Origin of the sequence: Gloeotrichia echinulata CP02, from assembly GCA_038087035.1 — a bacterium.
Taxonomy (GTDB): Bacteria; Cyanobacteriota; Cyanobacteriia; order Cyanobacteriales; family Nostocaceae; genus Gloeotrichia; species Gloeotrichia echinulata.
The window spans coordinates 5,889,146-5,910,096 of record CP051187.1 but is presented as its reverse complement, the minus strand read 5'-3'; the positions used below and the strand labels follow the sequence as shown (position 1 = coordinate 5,910,096).

At 41.5% G+C, this 20,951-nt stretch carries 23 protein-coding genes and 1 pseudogene; 13 read left to right on the top strand and 11 right to left on the bottom strand.

Annotation, left to right across the window (positions count from 1 at the left end):
- Window positions 1-165 precede the first annotated feature (165 nt).
- Both HEQ19_26285 and HEQ19_26280 read left to right on the top strand, forming a co-directional pair.
- Window positions 166-381: a hypothetical protein gene (locus HEQ19_26285; protein ID WYM02463.1), complete on the top strand. Its 216-nt coding sequence runs from the start codon at window positions 166-168 to the stop codon at window positions 379-381.
- Between the two features lie 750 nt (window positions 382-1,131).
- Complete coding sequence (locus HEQ19_26280) at window positions 1,132-1,443, top strand: DUF6679 family protein (protein ID WYM02462.1); 312 nt, start codon at window positions 1,132-1,134, stop codon at window positions 1,441-1,443.
- 143 nt (window positions 1,444-1,586) lie between these two features.
- On the opposite strand, the gene HEQ19_31385 is transcribed toward HEQ19_26280, so the two are convergent.
- Both HEQ19_31385 and HEQ19_26270 read right to left on the bottom strand, forming a co-directional pair.
- Window positions 1,587-1,820 (bottom strand): hypothetical protein, encoded by a 234-nt coding sequence (locus HEQ19_31385; GenBank protein ID WZI67028.1) that lies wholly within the window; start codon window positions 1,818-1,820, stop codon window positions 1,587-1,589.
- Window positions 1,821-2,017: 197 nt separating this feature from the next.
- Window positions 2,018-2,179: a hypothetical protein gene (locus HEQ19_26270; GenBank protein ID WYM02461.1), complete on the bottom strand. Its 162-nt coding sequence runs from the start codon at window positions 2,177-2,179 to the stop codon at window positions 2,018-2,020.
- 88 nt (window positions 2,180-2,267) lie between these two features.
- Between HEQ19_26270 and HEQ19_26265 the strand changes: the two genes are divergently transcribed.
- A complete protein-coding gene (locus HEQ19_26265; GenBank protein WYM02460.1) occupies window positions 2,268-3,137 on the top strand; it encodes a transposase in 870 nt (289 codons plus the stop codon).
- Window positions 3,138-3,699: 562 nt separating this feature from the next.
- Window positions 3,700-4,113: an IS200/IS605 family transposase gene (gene tnpA / locus HEQ19_26260; protein WYM02459.1), complete on the top strand. Its 414-nt coding sequence runs from the start codon at window positions 3,700-3,702 to the stop codon at window positions 4,111-4,113.
- On the opposite strand, the gene HEQ19_26255 is transcribed toward tnpA, so the two are convergent.
- A complete protein-coding gene (locus tag HEQ19_26255) occupies window positions 4,110-4,253 on the bottom strand; it encodes a hypothetical protein (GenBank protein WYM02458.1) in 144 nt (47 codons plus the stop codon). The two genes, tnpA and HEQ19_26255, sit on opposite strands and share 4 nt — an antisense overlap.
- A 44-nt stretch (window positions 4,254-4,297) precedes the next feature.
- Between HEQ19_26255 and HEQ19_26250 the strand changes: the two genes are divergently transcribed.
- Window positions 4,298-4,570: a prevent-host-death protein gene (locus tag HEQ19_26250; protein WYM02457.1), complete on the top strand. Its 273-nt coding sequence runs from the start codon at window positions 4,298-4,300 to the stop codon at window positions 4,568-4,570.
- A gap of 51 nt (window positions 4,571-4,621) precedes the next feature.
- On the top strand, window positions 4,622-4,939 hold the full coding sequence (locus tag HEQ19_26245) for a DUF433 domain-containing protein (GenBank protein ID WYM02456.1): 318 nt from the start codon (window positions 4,622-4,624) through the stop codon (window positions 4,937-4,939).
- A 119-nt stretch (window positions 4,940-5,058) separates the two neighbouring features.
- Here HEQ19_26245 and HEQ19_26240 read toward each other — a convergent pair whose 3' ends face one another.
- On the bottom strand, window positions 5,059-6,723 hold the full coding sequence (locus HEQ19_26240; protein ID WYM02455.1) for an MBL fold metallo-hydrolase: 1,665 nt from the start codon (window positions 6,721-6,723) through the stop codon (window positions 5,059-5,061).
- A 1,037-nt stretch (window positions 6,724-7,760) separates the two neighbouring features.
- Here HEQ19_26240 and HEQ19_26235 point away from each other — a divergent pair.
- From HEQ19_26235 to HEQ19_26220, 4 genes are all read left to right on the top strand, one after another.
- On the top strand, window positions 7,761-8,354 hold the full coding sequence (locus tag HEQ19_26235) for a ParA family protein (GenBank protein ID WYM02454.1): 594 nt from the start codon (window positions 7,761-7,763) through the stop codon (window positions 8,352-8,354).
- 112 nt (window positions 8,355-8,466) lie between these two features.
- Window positions 8,467-8,703, top strand: coding sequence for a hypothetical protein (locus tag HEQ19_26230; GenBank protein WYM02453.1), 237 nt, complete (start codon window positions 8,467-8,469; stop codon window positions 8,701-8,703).
- A complete protein-coding gene (locus tag HEQ19_26225) occupies window positions 8,700-9,479 on the top strand; it encodes a nucleotidyl transferase AbiEii/AbiGii toxin family protein (protein WYM02452.1) in 780 nt (259 codons plus the stop codon). Before HEQ19_26230 ends, HEQ19_26225 begins: the two co-directional genes overlap by 4 nt.
- Before the next feature lie 291 nt (window positions 9,480-9,770).
- A complete protein-coding gene (locus HEQ19_26220) occupies window positions 9,771-10,046 on the top strand; it encodes a CopG family transcriptional regulator (GenBank protein WYM02451.1) in 276 nt (91 codons plus the stop codon).
- Between the two features lie 306 nt (window positions 10,047-10,352).
- Here the strand turns inward: HEQ19_26220 and HEQ19_26210 are convergent, their stop codons facing one another.
- From HEQ19_26210 to HEQ19_26195, 4 genes and pseudogenes are all read right to left on the bottom strand, one after another.
- Window positions 10,353-10,703 (bottom strand): type II toxin-antitoxin system RelE/ParE family toxin, encoded by a 351-nt coding sequence (locus tag HEQ19_26210; GenBank protein WYM02450.1) that lies wholly within the window; start codon window positions 10,701-10,703, stop codon window positions 10,353-10,355.
- The gene (locus tag HEQ19_26205; GenBank protein WYM02449.1) at window positions 10,687-10,974 is read right to left on the bottom strand and encodes a type II toxin-antitoxin system Phd/YefM family antitoxin; all 288 of its coding nucleotides are present in this window, start codon (window positions 10,972-10,974) and stop codon (window positions 10,687-10,689) included. The genes HEQ19_26210 and HEQ19_26205 overlap by 17 nt, the downstream gene beginning before the upstream one ends.
- 10 nt (window positions 10,975-10,984) lie before the next feature.
- Window positions 10,985-11,185, bottom strand: a pseudogene (locus HEQ19_26200) (hypothetical protein).
- 92 nt (window positions 11,186-11,277) lie between these two features.
- Entirely contained in the window at window positions 11,278-11,895 is a 618-nt protein-coding gene (locus tag HEQ19_26195) for a sporulation/spore germination protein (protein ID WYM03634.1), read from the bottom strand.
- 166 nt (window positions 11,896-12,061) lie between these two features.
- Here HEQ19_26195 and HEQ19_26190 point away from each other — a divergent pair, with 166 nt between their 5' ends.
- The gene (locus tag HEQ19_26190) at window positions 12,062-13,534 is read left to right on the top strand and encodes an integrase (protein WYM02448.1); all 1,473 of its coding nucleotides are present in this window, start codon (window positions 12,062-12,064) and stop codon (window positions 13,532-13,534) included.
- A 40-nt stretch (window positions 13,535-13,574) separates the two neighbouring features.
- Here HEQ19_26190 and HEQ19_26185 read toward each other — a convergent pair whose 3' ends face one another.
- Genes HEQ19_26185 through HEQ19_26175 form a run of 3 tightly spaced genes read right to left on the bottom strand, consistent with a single transcriptional unit; the run spans window position 13,575 to window position 15,381 of the window.
- On the bottom strand, window positions 13,575-14,150 hold the full coding sequence (locus tag HEQ19_26185; protein ID WYM02447.1) for a Uma2 family endonuclease: 576 nt from the start codon (window positions 14,148-14,150) through the stop codon (window positions 13,575-13,577).
- Window positions 14,151-14,185: 35 nt separating this feature from the next.
- Complete coding sequence (locus HEQ19_26180) at window positions 14,186-14,761, bottom strand: Uma2 family endonuclease (protein WYM02446.1); 576 nt, start codon at window positions 14,759-14,761, stop codon at window positions 14,186-14,188.
- Window positions 14,762-14,781: 20 nt separating this feature from the next.
- Window positions 14,782-15,381: a hypothetical protein gene (locus HEQ19_26175; protein ID WYM02445.1), complete on the bottom strand. Its 600-nt coding sequence runs from the start codon at window positions 15,379-15,381 to the stop codon at window positions 14,782-14,784.
- A 455-nt stretch (window positions 15,382-15,836) separates the two neighbouring features.
- Between HEQ19_26175 and HEQ19_26170 the strand changes: the two genes are divergently transcribed.
- Both HEQ19_26170 and HEQ19_26165 read left to right on the top strand, forming a co-directional pair.
- Window positions 15,837-19,457: a tetratricopeptide repeat protein gene (locus HEQ19_26170; protein ID WYM02444.1), complete on the top strand. Its 3,621-nt coding sequence runs from the start codon at window positions 15,837-15,839 to the stop codon at window positions 19,455-19,457.
- A 343-nt stretch (window positions 19,458-19,800) separates the two neighbouring features.
- Window positions 19,801-20,769, top strand: a complete 969-nt coding sequence (locus tag HEQ19_26165) for a trypsin-like serine protease (protein WYM02443.1) — start codon at window positions 19,801-19,803, stop codon at window positions 20,767-20,769.
- Window positions 20,770-20,951: the final 182 nt, after the last annotated feature.

Below are 20,951 nucleotides of genomic sequence, written 5' to 3'. Positions count from 1 at the left end.
TTGAATTATAAATCTTTCAGACATATCACCCTGAAAGAAACCGTGTGATTTAAATCACAACTATTTAGCGATGACAATCACTCATAACAATGTTAGACATCAACAAAAATCTCAGTAAATGCTTGATAATGAAGGTAATAAATTGTTCATTATGCCCTAATCATCATGATTCGCGCTATCGTTGAATCTGCTTTCCAAACTGGATGTCTGAGTGTTGAATCTGAGGGTCTATTGCATCAAATGCTGGGGATTAAATGCTATCAGCCAGATGATTTGATCGCTCTGACAGCCTTATATGATGCAGTGCGTGCGGGTAAAATTAAACGAGAAGCTTCCTCGGAACTGGTCATGGAATTGCCCATAGGATACCAATCTTGCTGATCCACTCAACAGGTGAGGGGAGGAAGATGAATAATTTTCTGGATGGAATACACAACTCTAGTCCCTAGTCCTCAAGTGAAAAGCGCTATATCTGGTATTACAACGCCTAAGACGAATTGCCAAAAGTGTTTCCAGCCTGCGATAATGCGGGTGATAACTTACAGCTGCTAAACTTGATTCTTCCCTTGAACGCTTGTTTGGGTGATTCTGCCGCTGCATTGTTACCCACAGGCAGATATGTATCATCAAGCAAATACCCTCAATTTAAAACTCTTGAGGTATTGTTGTTTAAAAGTATTCAGGTGAGCAAGAGAATGAGTTAAGATCAGACACATAGGGGCAAAAGTACAGCCGAGTTACCGGACTTCCCAGCAATGCCAATGACTACAAGTAGGCAACTCCAACAACCGCACTCAATGCTTGTTCCAGAGTATCTATTATTACATAATGGTAGGCAGGACTCACCAGCAAGTATTAACCTTGTTAGGACAACTCCCGAATTCTATGACTTCTATGAAGTAGACATTCGCTGAATGACCCTAAAGTGATTGAGTTTAACTGGTGCAGTAACTACTAGTTTATGGCCAAAAACTTCCCTAGATCTGATAAATATAAGCAAGTCTTTGGATTTGGTCAACAGACTAACTTCCTACTAGACCATGAAATTGATCACTTATGGGTGTGATTTATTGGGGTAAAACCCAGATTTTGACAGGTTTAACTAGTTGTTTAAAAAGGCAGAAGCAGTACATGCTACACCGCAAGATTTATCAACTGTGTTGCGATGGGCGGGAGGTATGTGTATTCTTGCGGGACCAGCAACGCTGGATTGAACGCGCCCGCATCATCGATATCGAGGGAGATTTAGTGACCCTACGCTATGAAACAGAAGAAGAAGATGAGGTTTGTTCGTGGGAAGAGATGGTTCGTCTCGAAAGTATTGGCGCTGTCACACAAAAATTGGCTTCAGTACCACGCGGAAATGTAGAACCTCTCATGACTGAGGATTGTCCTGAGGCTGAACGTATCCGCAACCATTATCCTGACTCGAATCCTGAATAACTGAATTAGTCGAAACTCAAGAGTCCAGAGTCTATTTTTCCACTCTGGACTCTTGTTTTTTTTATTACGCTGCGCGTGATGAGGTCTTGGCTGATTTGACATCTCCCCCGGCTGGAAGCGCGGGGGATTCTAAACGGATGTTGCTACGGCTTATAGGCGCCGTAGCAACGTTTACGATATGATTTACTTAATCTCTTGAATAAATCAATTCGTTGTGGCACTGTCAAAGATGCCCTACCCACCTCGGCTAGGTTTAATCCTAGCTGTGTGGCTACTTTTCTCATGATGTTGGCACTTCCATTACAATCCGCATTGATTAAAGCGCCATCAGAACTTTTATACAAACCGCGTTCTACTCTTCTACCACAAGATTCCACCCTTCAGGTTTTTCTCCATATTTGGGCAGGGAGTCGCAATCAAGGAATGATGCTTTAGAACTGTAAGCCTCCTCAGTTATTGTTAAGGTAATTCCATACTCTGGACACAATTGTTTTAGCTTAAACAGCAAGAAGCCCCGCACCATACACTTCGTGTTGGTGTCGGGATGAATTGCGCGACAAAAAGGAGACGCCATTCAATCAATTTTTACCGCAGGTGAAACAGATTGAATGGCAGTCGAGTTTTTGTCAATTTCTGGATTCGGTAGTGAATCGATAAATTCTTCTAAAACTTGTGTCATTGTTTTATCAACTTGTATTGAATATAACTGCAACTTATTATATCTACGTTCAGACATCCTTAACCCTAATCTTTTTCATGATGGCTGTACATTGTTTGTACATTCATGCTAGCATATAACAAGTTAAGTGAGAGGTCGAATCACGATGAAAACAACTTACCAGTATCAGTTTTACCCAGATACTAATCAAAAGATAGAGCTTAACGAGTGGTTAAGAATATCTCGTTATTGGTACAACCGACAATTGGGTGAGCGGTTTTCATGGTGGCAGAACAATCACTTGCAGCTAAAAGCGTTTCCTTTTTGGAAAGACACTTTCCCTGGTTTATTTGAGCGGCCAAGTTACTACTCTCAAAAGTTGCAATTACCAGAAATAAAGAAAGATTTTATCAAGGTAATGCATAGTGGAGAGTTACTAGATTTTTCTCGTGTTGATTCAACTGTTTTGCAAGATATTTGTAAGCGAGTTGATAAGGCTTTTGAAAGGTTTATAGTTGGTGATAAAAAGGGTAAGCGTTCGGGTAAGCCACGTTTTAAAACAGCAGCTAGTTTTGGCACAATGACTTTTGCAAGTGCTAAAGATGATTGGATTAAACTAGTTCGGAAAAACTGGTTATATCTAAGATTACCTAAATTGGGTGTTGTACAAGTCAGAATGCATCGACCTTTGCCCAGTGGTTTTAAACTTAAACAAATCAGCGTAACCAAAAAAGTAGATGGTTGGTATATCCAGATGTGTCTGGAAGATACCTCTGTACCTGATTTTAATCCTGATTTAATTGTTCCAGCTTGGGATAATTCAATGGGTTTGGACGCTGTTTTACATGGTGATGATTATCTGGCTACATCCGAAGGTGACAAACTACCTTCTTTAAAATCACTACGTAAAAACCAACATAAACTGGATAAAGTATCAATCAAGAGAAATAAAAGGGCTCTTGCGTGTATAGCGTGCTTAATTATTAATGAAAGTCGATTAAATTGCTTTAATAACAAGGCTTATAGGCGTTTATAATTTGATTTTTAGTAACAGTAGCTCAAATACAAAAAATAATGGCTTTTATCGGAGCCAGGCAAGGGTTTCAAACTTATTTTTTAACAAATTCAGCACGCTAAGTACGGAAGAGCCCGATATTTTGGAAGTGACGGTTTATCTACTTCACCTTTGTAGTAAAGACTAACCAAGCTGTTGTACGCGGTTATCGACTCCCCTACAGACTTTAAAGTTTGTTGAGCAGATTGGGCTGCCATTGCCTTGTAGTGACAATTTAACTTAAGCAGTTTGTCAATTTCTGGGTAAGTCGAACTACATTTATATGTCTTCCAACCACTTCTTAAATCGTCTTCACGCCAATAAGTTGTAAATGCATTTCCGTTCTCTTGAAGCTTTGAATAATGAGCTTTCTTGACCTCATAAAGAACACAATTGATGAGACTGTTGGCGTGTTCACACTGGTTCAACCAGAATGCTAATTCCTCATCTGAAAACTTGGTTCTAATCGGGACTGTTTTAAACACTTGCTTTTATCCTCATTGTCTTCTATTGTAGTTGTAACAACTAAATAAGTCAACATATTATGTCTAAACTTTCCCAAGAAGATTATGAGTACAGACGTACTGAAGGTTCTGTTTCATCCCTTAATTATCATTTTGTTTTTGTGCCTAAACGCCGAAAAGCCGTACTAGTCAAAGAAGTGGCAGTACGGCTACAAGAAATAATATTAGAACTAGTAATTGAGCATGGATGGAAGCTTATTGCTTTGGAAATCATGCCCGACCATGTACACTGTTTTTTAAACGTGCCTACCCATGAATCGCCTGCTGATGTAGCTAGATGGATTAAGGGCAGGGCATCACACCATTTAAGAAGTGAGTTTCCCCATCTGAAAAAATTACCTAGTATGTGGAGTCCTAGTTACTTTGTTGCTTCGACAGGAGCAGTAAGTACCGAGGTTGTTAGGCAATATATTGAGAACCAAAAAAGCAATTAAGACAGACAAGCCTGATAAATCAGGCGGCTAGCTTTCATCCCCCGGCTTAAAGCACAGATGTGTCTTCCTAAGTCAGCCACATCTTCGGGGGTTCTCAGCATATTTCCGATAGAAGCAGAACGCTGTAAACTTGATGCCAAAATGGAGGAATACTATCAACAAATTGATGCAGAGGACTTTGAGAATGAAATGGACACTTGAAGAAGCCAAACAACAGCTACCTTCCATAATTAATGCCACTAGTCAAGAACCTCAGCTAATTTATACTCAAGAAGAACTAGTAGCCGCAATTGTAAACCCTGAGCTTTTTCAGGAATTTTTAAACTGGCGGCAAAAAACTGCGAAAACATCTCTAGTTCCAGTCTTTCAAGAACTTCAGCAGTTATGTACCGAAGAAAATTATAGCTTAGAGATACCAGCACGAAGCGATCGCGACAATCCTTTTACGGTAGACTAGGATGAGTTATCTTTGTGACACGAATATAATCAGTTCTTAGCAAAAAACATTATGTTTATCCCCATCATCAAAGAACATATCGAAATTACTCCTGGTGTCTGTGGAGGTAAACCTAGGATTGCTGGACATCGCATTAGAGTTCAGGATATTGTTGTCTGGCACGAACAAATGGGAATGTCACCTGATGAAATTCTTTATCATCATCCTAGTATTAGCCTAGCTGATGTTTATGCAGCCCTAGCCTATTATCATGATCATCGCCAGGAAATTCGTCAACAAATCGCAGATGATGAAGAATTTTCCCGCCAATTACAAGACGAAAATCCATCGCTATTGCCACAAAAATTAAAAAATCGCCATCATGGCTAAGATTAAATTTCATGATAAAATTTGTAGTTGCATAAAGAATCGATATTTCTGCCCTACGCCACTCGTAACTTCTAGTCATGACTTAGGCGAGCCATGTTTTTATATTTATGTTATAATTATTAACTATCATTCAACCGCTCAAAGGCAGGACAGTAACCCTCAAGTGTTACCTTGAAGTTATACAATGGGGAAGCGGGATTCCAACAGCGCTGGCCTCTTTGATGTCGGCATGTACCGCAGCAGTCTAAATCGGACAAGGTATAGCGATCGCTATTTTGGTTGAGTAATTCTCTTTGAGTCAATCCCCTTAATACTAATTCTTCCCCTTGCCAACGGGCTTCGATTAACCCTGTATCGGCAAACTGACGCCATCGCGGATCGGCGGTGATTGCATCTGGTAGGGTAATTGTAATGACTGTCCCTAACTCTGTCAATTCCCCTTCATAATTACTCTCTGGGGCTACTGATTGTAAAAATGTATCGCCAATGGGTAATTCCACCAATATTCCAGCGGCTGGAGAATGGACGTGATAGCGGTTTTGTAACTCTTCTAGGCTTGTGAGGTCTGCCAAGTAGGCTGGGGAACCGTGAACAAATACGACGTGTTGCGGGCGCAAATTATGAATTAGCTGGGTAGTACCAGGGCCATCACTATGTTGGGCGAGAAGATAGCTTTCGATGGTGGTGGGTGCGGAATATTCTTTGTTAACTTTTATATCAATTTTTTCGCTTAGGAGAATTAGCCAAGGGCCGGTGTCGGCTTGACAATATTGCGCCAAATCTGCTGTAGAATCTGTAAGGACTATACAGGGGGTATGTCCCACGGTGGGTCGATGTTCTGCTTGCAACCTTCGCACGCGGGGACGGACTCGTTCATCCCAAAACAAGGGTTGATGACGGGCGAAGTTCTGTACTGATGGGGGGAGGTGGGGTAGGAGTTCCAAGTAGGCGTCACAGCCAGTAGCGACAGTACCATCAACCCAAATATCTAAATCCCGTCCGGTGAAGTGGTGATGGGAACGTAATAACATTAGCAGTTCTTGACCCAAACCCAAAGCTGGTGTGGGGAGGAGTACAGAACAGCGTTCGGCGATCGCTTTATTAATTCGTTCTGCGAGTTGATTTTCTTGGTTGCGACGGTGGGGATGACGGGATGTGCCATAGGTACCTTCAATCACCAATACATCCAATTCTAATCCGCGCAATTCTTCTAACCGCAAACCTTCTACCAGCCGGGAGTTGGACAGGAAAAAGTCTCCTGTATATAATAGTCTGTAAGTGCGTTTCTGGGTTGTGTAGGTGAGCAGAATTGCTACAGCCCCTGGTAGATGACCTGCGGGAAATAATTCTGCTACCAGCCCTTCTTGGAATTCTACAGGCGATCGCAACGGTAAGGCCTGACAAAATTGGGGTATTTCCTCTGGGTCAAGCTCTGGCCAGTTTAGTGGTATTAACTTACTTGTGACTTCACTGCTATATATAGGTAATAATGGAAAAGCTTCATGGAGTGCTAGCAATCCTCTGGCATGATCGGGGTGGGCGTGACTGACCAAGACTAAATCGACTGGTAGAGGGGTATTGTCTTGGCGTGCTGAGTTGGTTAGCCCTTCCACCAGGGATGAAATATCCTCTAAGCCACAGTCCAACAGGATGCGGTATGGCCCCATCCGCACGAATAAACATATCCCCTCATCTTGATGCTGGACACTATATGGAAAACATTGTAATTCGCTACCTACCTCCCCAGGATCGACGCGAGAGGATGCCGACTGATTATCCCTCATGCTCTTTGTTCCAAAAATGCTGACAAACGCTCTCACGAAGTGTAGCGAAGCTTCACATTTTCTTCCTGTTTCAACCTGGAAGCTTTGGCGCTATCCAGTCCACAGGCTCACCAAAATTGTCATGCCGAGGAAGCCCTTGGCTATTTTACCAGATTTTTACACTTACCTAATTAGGAGTAGATGCGGCTAGGAGTTAAGTTATATTTCCTAGCCGTTACATAAGACCTATTCATAACTACTCACAAATAGACAAATCTACTCATGTTATGTAGTTTGATGCTTACTTCCTGCTACCCTCCGGGAACGCTAAGAGCGAACATTCTGGCAACGTCGGCGTTAACCAGTCCACAGGCTAAAACTGTCTAACTGACAGCTTGACTCAAAAATTAAGTTACAGTTACTAACCCTTCCCTTGTTTCTTGTCCGCAGTTCTCAAATTTGCCACTCGACTTTGGACTTGCATCAATGTGCAGAGCCGTTGCCGTGATAGTTATCTGAATCATAAAATCCATTTTTAGTGCCAAAAAACAAGCACGCTATCGTAAATATCACTGTTAAGCCCACTAAAATCAGCTTTACATCCATTTGTTTGCTGTCCTCGACTAAAGACTTTCCTATCTTACTAGGATGGTTCTGCCACAAGGTGGAATCGCTAGAAAATCTTTACTATGTTTATTGAAAGTGACGGGAAAACCCCAAGAGTTTGTGCATATCGGTACCGCCTGCTGCTTGGAGGTGCATTTCCTGGTGGAACATGGAAACGAGATTTTACAAGGGTTCTGGCTTAAGCAATGCTAAACCCTGACACCTATTAAGCATTTTTATACATTTATCCCACTTTTTACTGATTATATTTTATATATAAAATATATGTGTTTGTAATATTTGTTTTTAAATATTATGTATGCGTAATTTAGCATCTAGACGTTTAAACATCTAAATGCTATATAAATGTTTAGATGTTTAAGTGTAAAAATTAAATGTCCAGATGTTTGTAAATGGAGTAGAATCTGGCATTATTTGCGTTTAAATCAAAAATGATGATTACTGTAGCGGCTTTCAAGGGGGGAGTTGGGAAATCGACGACAGCCCTACACTTGGCTACATACCTGCAGAACCAAGCTGATACATTGTTGGTGGATGGCGACCTCAACCGCAGTGCGTTGGATTGGTCAAATCGGGGTTGTTTACCGTTCAAAGTGGCTGATGAAAAACAAGGGATACGTCTTGCTGGACTTTATGAGCATATCGTGATTGATACTCCAGCCCGACCAGATCCAGATGAGCTAAAAACGATTGCGACAGGATGCGATTTGTTAGTTATACCTACGACCCCTGATGCGATCGCCTTAGCTGCCACATTGCAAATGGTGGAAGCACTCAAGGAACTCAAGACAAATTATCGCATTTTGTTGACGCTAATTCCGCCCAACCCAAACAAAGCAGGAGTTGAAGCAAGAACTGCGTTGTTAAAAGCAGGATTACCTCTATTCAAATCAGGAATTCGACGGTTAGCTGTATTCCAACGAGCTGCTTTAGAAGGGGTTCCCGTTAATGCTGTTAAAGACCCTTACGCCCAAATTGCATGGCGTTGTTACACAGAGGTGGGAAAGGAAATTTTCAGTAATTAGCAACGGTCAACAGAGGGAGTGAAAATTGGATTCTGTTGAAATTGCCATCCATATAGAGCTGTTGTAGAATTAGAGTGAGCCTAAAGTGGTTGATTAGTGGTTGATTAAAAATATGACAACCGCAACAGAAACAATAAATGCCCCTATTATACCAAAAAAGCTGCCTTTTTTGGAGTCGATTTGTTGGCAGACAACAGATGTCTATCGGTTTACTCCAGAACAAATGCTGAGTCGCTATGAGCGAGGTTGGCAGTACCACAAGCTATTTAACAATCTTGAGGGCGAAGAACTAAATTTCCTGAAGGAACTTGGCAGACTATATAAATCCTGGTTGCAAGCCTGTTTATGACCTTCAGGATAGATCACCATAATAAAATCCTCACAATTCTTGAATGTTTAGATTCTGAGGTACTTAATAAGGGTTCTGCTTACTTCGGTGGTGGAACCCTTCTTGCACTGGATTTTGAAGAATACCGTTGGAGCAAGGACGTTGATTTTATTGCCCCTGTTGGTACATCAGGCTATAAGTATCTCCGTACAGTGGTATTTGATGGTGGGTACGAAGCATTGTTTCGTGATCTGAGTAAAATCCAAGTTGGACGTGGCACGACTGACCAGTATGGAATTCGGATGATAGTAATTGTAGATGATGTGCCCATCAAGACAGAAATTATTGCAGAAACTCGTTTTCAATTAGACCCGCCAAGATATGTCAAATGGGCACCTGTTGCCTGCTTAAGCTTGAATGACTGTTTCACATCCAAGCTGCTTGCAAATTCTGATCGCTATATGGATGACAGCGTTGAGGCAAGAGATTTAATTGATTTAGCAATTCTTAGACTGCGATCTTCAATCCCCCAGGAATCAATTAAAAAGGCAGAGGTAGCCTATGAAGTTATACGCCCTTTGAAAGCAGCGATCAAACGCTTTCAAGAAAACCCAGATTACAGGGAGAAATACTTTCTTAGTCTGAATGTTGATCAAGCTCAGATACCCAAAATTATTGATGGTATTGATTTACTGTCTAGCGATTTAGACTTAACTATTACACAGAGAGTCTTTAAGGAACAGCATGATATCTTCGTTGATTTAGAAACACAAAAGAAAAAACAAGAAGGCTTTTAACCAGAGTAAGCGTGTCTCAAATGCTATTGACAATGCTCCTAATGTTTTAATTATCGACTGCACGCACCGCTCAAAAGCTTTGGGGTCAATGCATTCAAACACCCGTGGTATGTCATTTGGTAGGGCTAAAAACTGTTATAACCAATCCTGTTGATATCAAGTCTCATTGATTAGTTATAATTCCCTCATCTGTGCAAAAACAGAAAAAACCTCCTTCCCTCTCCTCCCCTGGGATATTTATGATAAGTTGGGCAGCGGACACGATATTAATTCTATTTGGAGTAGCTAACTTTGAATAATAAGAAAAAAACTAGTCGTTTTGATGATTTGATTGATGCGGCGCGTAGTCGTCAACAAAGAGACAAACCACAGCTAAATGAAGATAAATCTACATCCCAGAGTAAAAGTACTGACCCAGACTATACGCGAACAACTATTTATTTACCTAAGCAATTGCATCGAAAACTTAAGACAGCCGCAGTTTCACAGCAGCGACAAATGAGCGATATATTGACGGAGTTGGTTGAGCAATGGCTTTTGTCTTTGAATCAGAATGAAGAGAGTTAAAAGTTAGATGTAGGGTGCGTTGTCGCCAAGGGCCGCACCTTCATTGAAGCTAATGTCTCCAAGCAGCAACTATTGTTCATTACATTGAAGGATTATGCCTCATATCAAGTGCGGTTACAAGCTATGAAAGTAGTTGAGCTTATTTAGTGCGATCGCCTCCTATTGTAGGGTGCGTTAACAGGTACGGCACCACTCCTATCATTAAATTCGGTGGGTTATGCGCTTCGCTAACCTACCCCTAAGTTTTATAGCGATCGCCCCACAATATGGGCGATCGCCTTTTTGTAGGGAATGAGCGATCGCAGCTTAAGTTTCTGGTTCATCACCTAAGAGTTGATCTATACTTTGAAGTGTTTGTTGAGAACAACGACGTACACGATGAATACGCACAACTCCTTGCTCTTGCTCAACTGTTTTACTAACAGTAAATAAAATATTGAATTGCTTTTTATAGAGAAGTTGGCGTACCTCTATTCCCATATACTCACTTTCGATAGCCAAAGCACAACGCCCCTTAAAGTTTTCCAGCGTCAACATAATTTCATAACATCCTCTTACCCAGCGATAAGCGTTTTCCGGTGAATCCTCCTTGATCCAAAGAAAAATACTTTCTATATCAGCTACCGCAGTAGGAGATATTTCAATCTGGTAGGCCATATTTTTCCCGAAGTTCTGCAAATGCTTGCTTTAGAGGTATCCCTTTCCCTTGCTCAAATTCTGCAATACTTTTGCGGATACCGACAATAGACTCCAGTAACTCAACCCTATCGAGAAGTTGCTGGTAGCCTTCAGCATCTTGAACAACAGCAGTAGCTTTACCATTAACAGTCAGAACTATTGGTGCTTTAGTTTCTTTGAGTCTTTCCAGAAAAGCTTTTGCGCCCCGCTGGAACTCTGAGAGAGGATAGATGTCACTTAAACTGAGCATGATATTTTCATTAAATTATCAAATAATTTAATGCTAACACTTGGCAATTATTTTGTCTATTGTGCGATGGCGTTCCGCCCACCGTAATAGCTTCCGCTAAGACTTGCTCACGAAAATAACGACTTAAATCTGCTGATGTTCTTAAATCTATCTGGCGATTTATTATACTTGACAACTCATCTTCTATCGTAATAATAGCTAAACCTGGAGTTTTTCCCGGTTCAAATTCGACTAAAACATCAACATCACTTTCTTTGGTAAAATCATCTCTTAATTTTGCCTCATCTCACTGTTAACTGATAGTTAAAGTTCAACATTTTCACCTTTTTCTGTAAAACGAACTTCTTTAATATTCCACTGAGCATTACTTGTTAAAGTTTTACGAACACTGCCAAACATAGCAAATTGTTCACAACTAGAAAGAGAAGCTAATTGTCGTTTGGACTGAGGAGATACTCGCAAATCGACGGTAGCAACGCCATTTTTGACGTTGACACGATAACCAGATAAGCTAAAGTCGGCTGTATCTCGTTCCTGTAAAATTTTACCTACCGCACCTGTCACAGGTTCTTCTGCACCCACTGTAACTTTTTGCGGAATTAGTGCTTGACATTGCGTGTCACTTGTGTATAGTGTGACGTTGATAGTTTTGTTAGTGGTAGCTTGAGGGTTGGCGGTGGGTGTATTTTCGCTCTGGGATTCTGGAGATAAGGACGGCTCAATGTTGGCAGATTTAGCCCTTAATTGAGCCATGCTGGGGGTTTGTGTGGAGCTTGGAGAAGATATGCTATTAGAGGATGTTGGTGCTGGGGAAACGCTAGTAATCTCTTTAGGAGAGGTAGTGTCTGAACTACAGCTGCTGAGGCTAGCAAGCATTGCCACAATAATTAGTGGTAAAAAATTTCTTTGGTTTGTGTTCATAATACTGGTGGTGTTGTTAGATTCTACTATCAACTTCAGTGTAGTTGGTATCAATTCCGTATGATTTTGTGAATTGTAAGTCATTCTAGTCTCAATTGCCCACTACCACTGGGTGCAATTCAAAATTTTCAAATTTTGTTTTAAAATTTTATATCCCATATAGCTTATGCTTAGTAAAGAATCTAGTGCCTATGACCCTCGTAAAGCTGAATGGGATGGTATACCAATTGAGCAATGGGAGCCATCTAAGTGGAAGCAATGGAAATCTAAATATCCTGGGTCAGATGAAAGGGCGAAGATAGAACGGGAATATCTCAGGATTAAACATGCGATTGTGCAAGCTAACTCGGCGTTAAGTTTAGATAGGGTCAAGGTTAAACTTAAGCTAACCAGTCCGAAAACTATTGGGTTACAAGGAACTTTTCCCTGTAGACTTGGTGATGTGGGTAAAAATGGCAGTCGTAATAAACAATATACCATTTCTTTTGGTTTTTATGCTAATGATATTGGCGTGAAAACGGCTGTCGTCAAAGCACGGGAATTGGATTTGTTATTAATTACCAAACAGTTTCAGTGGACACCTGAGTTATTGGGTAAGCAATCACAAAAAATAGCCTTTACAGATGATGAGCAACCTGCCAAACTCATCAGGGAATGGATTGAGGAATACGAGCGGGAATTTTGGAAAACCCATGAGAAGAATAGACAAGGAATACGTACATGGGAAACTCATTATCTCAGGCATTTGAAAAAACTGCCTCAAGATGTTACTCTGTCTGTAGAAGCTTTAGAAACAGCACTAGCTAAGACTAAGCCTAATACATCAGGCAGGTTTTTTTTGACATGGCAATTGAAAAAGTTTTGTGATTTTTGCGGTATTGATGGTTTGAAAACAATTAATGCTTATGCAACTCCTAAGCCTCATCCGGCGATTCGGAAAGTTCCTTTAGATGAGGAAATTATCCAAGGGTTTACTAAAATTGGAGTGCCATTATCAGTTTATGCTAGTAAGGAGAACTTGACGCAACCTGAACAATGGCAATGGGCTTATGCGATGTTGGCTACTTACGGTTTAAGACCTCATGAATTATTTGCGGTAGATATAGAAGCGTTTACAGACCCAGCAAATAGTTTTCATTTGGTGACGTTAAATCCGAGTTTGACCGGTGGTACTAAGACTGGTGAGCGCAGTTGTGGTATTCCCCCCTTATATCCTCATTGGGTGGAACTTTTTGATTTGAAGAATGTAAAATTACCTTATAATGAAGGGACGCTCAATAATAAAACTGCTAAATTGTACATCAGATTTAGAGTGATTGATGTCGGTTTTAGACCTTATGATTTACGTCACGCCTATGCGATACGCGGACATCGTTTAAGGGTCCCGATCAAGACAATGGCTGATTATATGGGACATACAGTACAAGAGCATACTAAGACTTATCAAAGATGGATGAATCAAGAGGCTAATTTAGAAATTTATCGCGAAGTTGTGATTCATCGACAAGGGACGCCGAAGGAAGCTTTGAAGGCGAGAATTAGTGAATTGGAGGCGGAAAATACGGCGCTGAAGGCGGAAAATTCTACTCTCAAAGGTTTGTTAATTCAGCATCAATTAGGTGAGTTGTTGAGTGATTAAGTAGGTCGTTGGTGATTGGTAAGGATTTGGGGGATATTTTTTACCAAACTATTTGTAAATCTAAAATAAAACCGGGGAGAATATCTTCTCCTGATAATTCTGTCGGAGAATTCAATACTTCTACTGGTTGACCTTGACGATAAATTTCTACTTGGCGAGTTTGGCGATTAATTAACCAACCCAGTTTGACTTGATTATCTATATATTCTTGCATTTTCGCTTGGGTATCTGCCAAACTATCGCTGGGTGACATTAACTCTAATACAAAATCTGGCGCGATGGGCGGGAATTTTTCTTTTTGTTCTAGGGTGAGTATATTCCATCTTGCTTGTTTTATCCAAGCGACATCAGGAGAACGCTTGGCGCCATTGGGGAGTTGAAAGCAGGTGGAAGAGTCAAAGCATACACCTAATTTTGTTTGACGATTCCATATTCCTAACTCGATGTCAATTTCAAAATTCCGGTTTCCGGTTTCTCCCCCTGTGGGTGACATGATAATTATTTCTCCTGTGGTGTTGCGCTCAAATTTGACTTCAGGATTTTCGCGACACAGTTGATAAAATTGGTCGTCGCTGAGTTCAATTATGGGGTTAAAGTTGATGGTGACGGCTGTCATAAGTAGGTCATTGGTAAGGATTTGGGGAATATTTATTACCAAACTATTTGTAAATCTAAAATAAAACCGGGGAGAATATCTTCTCCTGATAATTCGGTGGGAGAATTCAATACTTCTACTGGTTGACCTTGACGATAAATTTCTACTTGGCGAGTTTGGCGGTTAATTAACCAACCCAGTTTGACTTGGTTATCTATATATTCTTGCATTTTCGCTTGGGTATCTGCCAAACTATCGCTGGGTGACATTAACTCTAATACAAAATCTGGCGCAATGGGCGGAAATTTTTCTTTTTCTTCCAGGGTGAGTATATTCCATCTTGCTTGTTTTATCCAAGCGACATCAGGAGAACGCTTGGCGCCATTGGGGAGTTGGAAGCAGGTGGAGGAGTCAAAGCATACACCTAATTTTGTTTGACGATTCCAAATTACAAAATCGGCGTTGATTTCTGAGTTCCGGTTTCCGGTTGCTCCCCCTGTGGGTGACATGATAATTATTTCTCCTGTGGTGTTGCGCTCAAATTTGACTTCAGGATTTTCGCGACACAGTTGATAAAATTGGTCGTCGCTGAGTTCAATTATGGGGTTGAAGTTGATGGTAACGGCTGTCATGGGATTGGGATGATGACTAATTACGATTTTACACCAGTTGCTAAAATGCCTAAAATCTTATTCACGTCATTTAAAAAATACTCTGCTAAATCAATCTGCGCTCGTTCTCCTGATAATTTTAAGAATTTCCAAATTTCTCCTGTAGTCACGACTCCATAAATTTCTGTAATTTCATTTCCTTCCCGTTCGTTAAATAATTTAGCTGCGTACATTTCGGCGATACATTGTCCTAACCCGCCTTTTATATTTTCTTTCTTGGCTTCGACAATCATAATTACTGGCGCATTAATCAATAAAATCTCAGGGGAACGACTAATTAAAAAATCGCAACTCCCACTTAAACCCTGACTCGGTTCAATATTAAATTCCACTCCTGAAAATAAACTGATTTCCTGGGCGAATTTTTTGGTTAATTCTAATAAAATCGGGGCAATAATCATCTCTGAGCGAGATTTTTCTGTATTGCTTGCTAAGGCAAAAGGGACGTTATAAGCTAAGGTTTCTTGTAAATACTCGCTGGCTGGTAATGGTGCAATTTGAGGAAAAATATTCTCGCGACTTGAAATATCTAAATTCAAGGTTTTTTTGACAGTTTCTAAGGTGAAATCACTGTAAGACATATATCATATTTGATTTTGGCAATACAAATAGGGTTTATTCGTATATCATAGCAAGCTCCTCGCTTGCGCTTAGGGGATTGGGGGTTGGGATGGTTAGTTACGATTTATACCAGTTATGAAAAGTGCGCTGGCGATTAGAAATCGCGGCTAAACAAAGAAAACCTGGCTGACCCAGGTTGGGAAAACCCTAATTTTGTGTTAGAGAATGTTTCAAAAGTTATCAGCAAATTCTACGAGACTAGGCACATCTTTTCAAACATCCTTTCAGAAGTTTTCCCCCTTTTATAAAAAATTTGGTTACAAAAACTGCAACCACAGACGTAATTACCGACCCAAGCCATAAAATAAAAATAAAGATTCAGTAATATCGCACAAGCAAACTGAATAATTATTCAATGACAGCATTAGCTGGCGTTGGATTTGTGTTGCCATTAATTATTGATTGAGGCTAAAAAATGAACAGGTGTACTAAGTCTCAATGGGTTGTTTGGTGCTTGCTACCGAAATTTACCCGTTATGGTTTCATTTTATTATTGAGTGTGGTTTTATTATCGGATGCAGTGGGGGCAACACCAAGAATTAGAGGGTTGCAAATAACACAAAAACCAGAAACAACGTCACAAGATGCAACTCGCGCTGCTGCTCTACAGCTCACGGAAGAGGGATTGAAACTTTATCAGCAAGGGACAGTAGAATCACTGCAACAAGCAGTGGAAAAATGGCAAGCAGCGTTAAAGCTTTGGCAACAAATTGATGATAAATCTGGCCAAGCCGTTACTCTCCTTGGTATTGGCAGAGTATACAATGATTTAGGAGAAAAGCAAAAGGCACTCGAATTTTACAACCAGGCTCTCCCTTTATATCGTGCAGTGGGCGATGCCTACGGCGGGCAAAGCCAACGCTCTGGGGAAGCATACACCCTCACTAATATCGGTGGTGTCTACGATGATTTAGGAGAAAAGCAAAAGGCACTCGAATTTTACAACCAGGCTCTCCCCTTACATCGTGCAGTGGGCGATCGCTCTGGGGAAGCAACCATTCTCAATAATATCGGTGGTGTCTACGATGATTTAGGAGAAAAGCAAAAGGCACTCGAATTTTACAACCAGGCTCTCCCCTTACTTCGTGCAGTGGGCGATCGCTCTGGGGAAGCAACCATTCTCACTAACATCGGTGTTGTCTACGATGCTTTAGGAGAAAAGCAAAAGGCACTCGAATTTTACAACCAGGCTTTCCCTTTATATCGTGCAGTGGGCGATGCCTACGGCGGGCAAAGCCAACGCTCTGGGGAAGCAATCACCCTCAATAATATCGGTAGTGTCTACTCAGATTTAGGAGAAAAGCAAAAGGCACTCGAATTTTACAACCAGGCTCTCCCCTTACGTCGTGCAGTAGGCGATCGCTCTGGGGAAGCAATCACTCTCAATAATATCGGTAGTGTCTACGATGATTTAGGAGAAAAGCAAACGGCACTCTCATTTTACAACCAGGCTCTGCCCTTATATCGAGCAGTGGGCGATCGCTCTGGGGAAGCAATCACTCTCAATAATATCGGTAGTGTCTACGATGATTTAGGAGAAAAGCAAAAGGCACTCGAATTTTACAACCAGGCTCTCCCCTTACGTCGTGCAGTGGGCGATCGCTCTGGGGAAGCAACCACCCTTAATAATATCGGTAGTGTCTACTCAGATTTAGGAGAAAAGCAAAAGGCACTCGAATTTTACAACCAGGCTCTCCCCTTACGTCGTGCAGTAGGCGATCGCTCTGGGGAAGCAATCACTCTCAATAATATCGGTAGTGTCTACGATGATTTAGGAGAAAAGCAAACGGCACTCTCATTTTACAACCAGGCTCTGCCCTTATATCGAGCAGTGGGCGATCGCTCTGGGGAAGCAATCACTCTCAATAATATCGGTAGTGTCTACGATGATTTAGGAGAAAAGCAAAAGGCACTCGAATTTTACAACCAGGCTCTCCCCTTACGTCGTGCAGTGGGCGATCGCTCTGGGGAAGCAACCACCCTTAATAATATCGGTAGTGTCTACGATGCTTTAGGAGAAAAGCAAAAGGCACTCGAATTTTACAACCAGGCTCTCCCCTTACGTCGTGCAGTGGGCGATCGCTCTGGGGAAGCAAGCACCCTCAATAATATCGGTGGTGTCTACTCAGATTTAGGAGAAAAGCAAAAGGCACTGTCATTTTACAACCAGGCTCTGCCCTTACGTCGTGCAGTGGGCGATCGCTCTGGGGAAGCAAACACCCTCAATAATATCGGTTTTGTCTACGATGCTTTAGGAGAAAAGCAAAAGGCAGTCTCATTTTACAACCAGGCTCTCGCCTTAGTTCGTGTAGTGGGCGATCGCTCTGGGGAAGCAACCACCCTTGGTAACTTGGCTGACTTAGCACGCTCTCAAGGTAATCTGCAACAAGCACGCACACACATTCAAGCAGTTATTGACATCATTGAAGATTTACGCACCAAAATAGTAGACCAACAACTACGCACCTCTTACTTCGCCACAGTCCAAGGTTACTATAAATTCTACACCGACCTGCTAATGCAACTGCACAAACAAGACCCATCAAAACGATACGACGCATTAGCATTGCAAGTCAGCGAACGTTCCCGCGCCAGGGTTCTGTTAGAACTATTAACAGAAGCTAATGCCAAAATTCGCCAAGGTGTTAACCCCCAATTACTAGCCCAAGAACAAAATTTACAACAAAAACTTGATGCTAAAGATAAACTACGTCGGGAATTACTCAGCAAAACAGCAGCCGAAACCACAATCCAAAACATCGACAAAGAAATTACAGACCTCCTAGCTCAATACCGCGAACTGCAAACTCAAATCCGTACAAGTAGCCCCAAGTATGCAGCACTGAAATATCCCCAACCTCTAGATTTAGCCCAAATTCAGCAACAACTAGACCCAGACACAATGCTGTTACAATATTCCCTGGGTAAAGAACGCAGTTATCTTTGGGCTGTCACTCCCAATTCCCTGGATACCTATGAACTTCCCCCACAAGCAGAGATAGAAAAAATCACCAATGATTTTCGCCAAAGTTTGGTGACAGTCACGGACTCTAATCAACAAGCGAAAATAGCCAAACAACTTAGTCAAATCATCCTTGCACCTGTGGCTAACAAGTTAGGCAAAAAACGTTTGGTGATTGTGGCTGATGGTGCATTACAAACCATTCCTTTTGCGGCTTTAACTGACCCAACCTCCCCAGAATCTTACCAACCCCTGCTAGTCAATCATGAAATTGTCAATCTCCCCTCCAGTTCCACCATCGCCATCATCAGACAAGAAACCAAGGGACGCAAACCTGCACCCAAAGCCTTAGCTATCCTCGCTGACCCCATATTCAGTGCTGATGATTCGCGGGTGACTGGTAAACCAGATAAAGATGACTCAAACTCTGAATTTGACCTGCAACGTTCCGCCTTAAGTCGGTCTGTAAAAAATCTTAACCGCAACGGTTGGGACAGACTCCCAGGTACTCGTGAAGAAGCTAAAGCCATTCTCCAACTCCTGTCACCTCAAGATAGTTTACAAGTCTTTGATTTTGATGCCAATTACGACTGGGTGACTAATCCCCAATTGAGTCAATATCGGGTGATTCATTTGGCTACTCATGGCTTTGCTGATGGTATTAACCCAGAGTTGTCAGGTATTGTCATGTCTTTAGTTGACAAACAAGGTAAATCCCAAAGAGGTTATTTACGCCTCAACGATATTTTCAACCTGAATTTACCCGCAGATTTGATCGTGTTAAGCGCCTGTGAAACCGGACGCGGTAAGGAAGTCCAGGGAGAAGGGCTAGTAGGCTTGACAAGAGGATTAATGTATGCAGGTTCACCCAGAGTCGTTTTGTCTTTATGGAGTGTCAGTGATGAAGGAACGAAAGAATTGATGAGTGAATTTTATCGCCAAATGTGGCAACAAGGTAAGTCTCCCACGGCTGCCCTCAGAGCTGCTCAATTAACTTTATGGCAAAACCCCAACTGGCGCAATCCATTATATTGGGCTGCTTTCACTGTGCAAGGAGAATGGAAAAATGAGTAATGAGTAATGAGTAATGAGTAATGAGTAATGAGTGTGTAGGGGCGGGTTTACAGCAGTTTTCAGGTATTTAGACCACACCCCGATATCTGTATTTCTTTCTTCCTTTGCGCCTACTCTTCGCGAAGCGTTCTCGAAGAGTAGGCGCAAAGGCGCATTCGCGGAGCGTCTCGTAGAGAAGAAGGAAAATTATAGGTAATCTTAGACCGGGAAGGGAGTAGGAGTAATGAGTGGATTATTTTTTAGTTTTCTTTCAACTTGTTGATTGAAATTATTAATATCTTAATAATTCTTTCATTACTCATTAAAGTGCAATTCCAAATTACCCAACAAAGGAGTTATATCAATGTCTAAAAAGCCAATTTACAAACAATTTTTCGCTCTATTTATAGCGACAATTATCACTACCATCGCCTGCGGTGGTTGGATATCTGTACAAGCACAAGTCCCAACACTACCAACACAAAGTAAATCGCCAACATTCACCAAATTCCAAGATGCGGATAAATTCAAGCTACCTGCAAATGGTAGTCCTTCTAAGCCTGCTGACCTCAATCAGTCGAGAGAAGCTGATGAAACCACTCGCGGAATCCCCACTGGTAAAGATGATCGCATCCCCATGACTAGCAGAAAATATCCTTGGTCTAGTATTGGTCGAGTCCAAGGTACAAAGACTAATAATCAGGGTTATTACTGTACGGGAACTTTAATTGATGATGATATAGTTTTAACAAATGCTCATTGTGTGATTGACCCAAAAACTCATCGATTGAGCAAAGAAATCTTATTTCTACCCAATGTGATTAATGGTGTTGTTCAAGATGAAACAGATATCGTTTTTGCAGAACAGGTAGTTTATGGTACAGATTTTACAGGCGATAGTCTGACAAATCAAGTCAATGACTGGGCGCTGATGAGAATCAATCAGCCTCTTGGTCGCAAGTATGGTCACTTAGGCTGGAAATCCTTGCGTTCTTCTACTCTGATTAAGAACCCCAAAACACTAACCTTTGTGGGCTACTCTGGTGATTTTCCCAATCCCAAAAAGAAATATTATGAACACCTCACCGCCGGTAGGGGATGGACTGCAAGCTATGAAGAGAATTGTAGCATTGTGGGCGAAGAGTCAGGGGTATTGCTGCATAATTGCGCTACCGCAGGCGGTTCTTCTGGAGGGCCATTAATTGCTTGGATTGGTCAACAACCCTATATTGTCGCTCTGAATAATGCTGAGATTAAAGACAACAAATCTGGTCGAGATATAGTTAACTTGGCTGTGAAAATCAATTTTTTAGACAGGTTTGCAAGTAGATAAGTCAACCCATACTAAAGAATGGGACAGATAGGGTAGGGGCGCAAGGCCTTGCGCCCCTACAGATTATCGATGTGTTGCAAAGATTTTTTGAATTGGTATTAACGTAAGTTGCTAGTTAGAGCAAGTAGGGTGCGTCAGAAGCCGAAAATTAGTCATCTTGGTTGAAAATTAACCATTCTGAC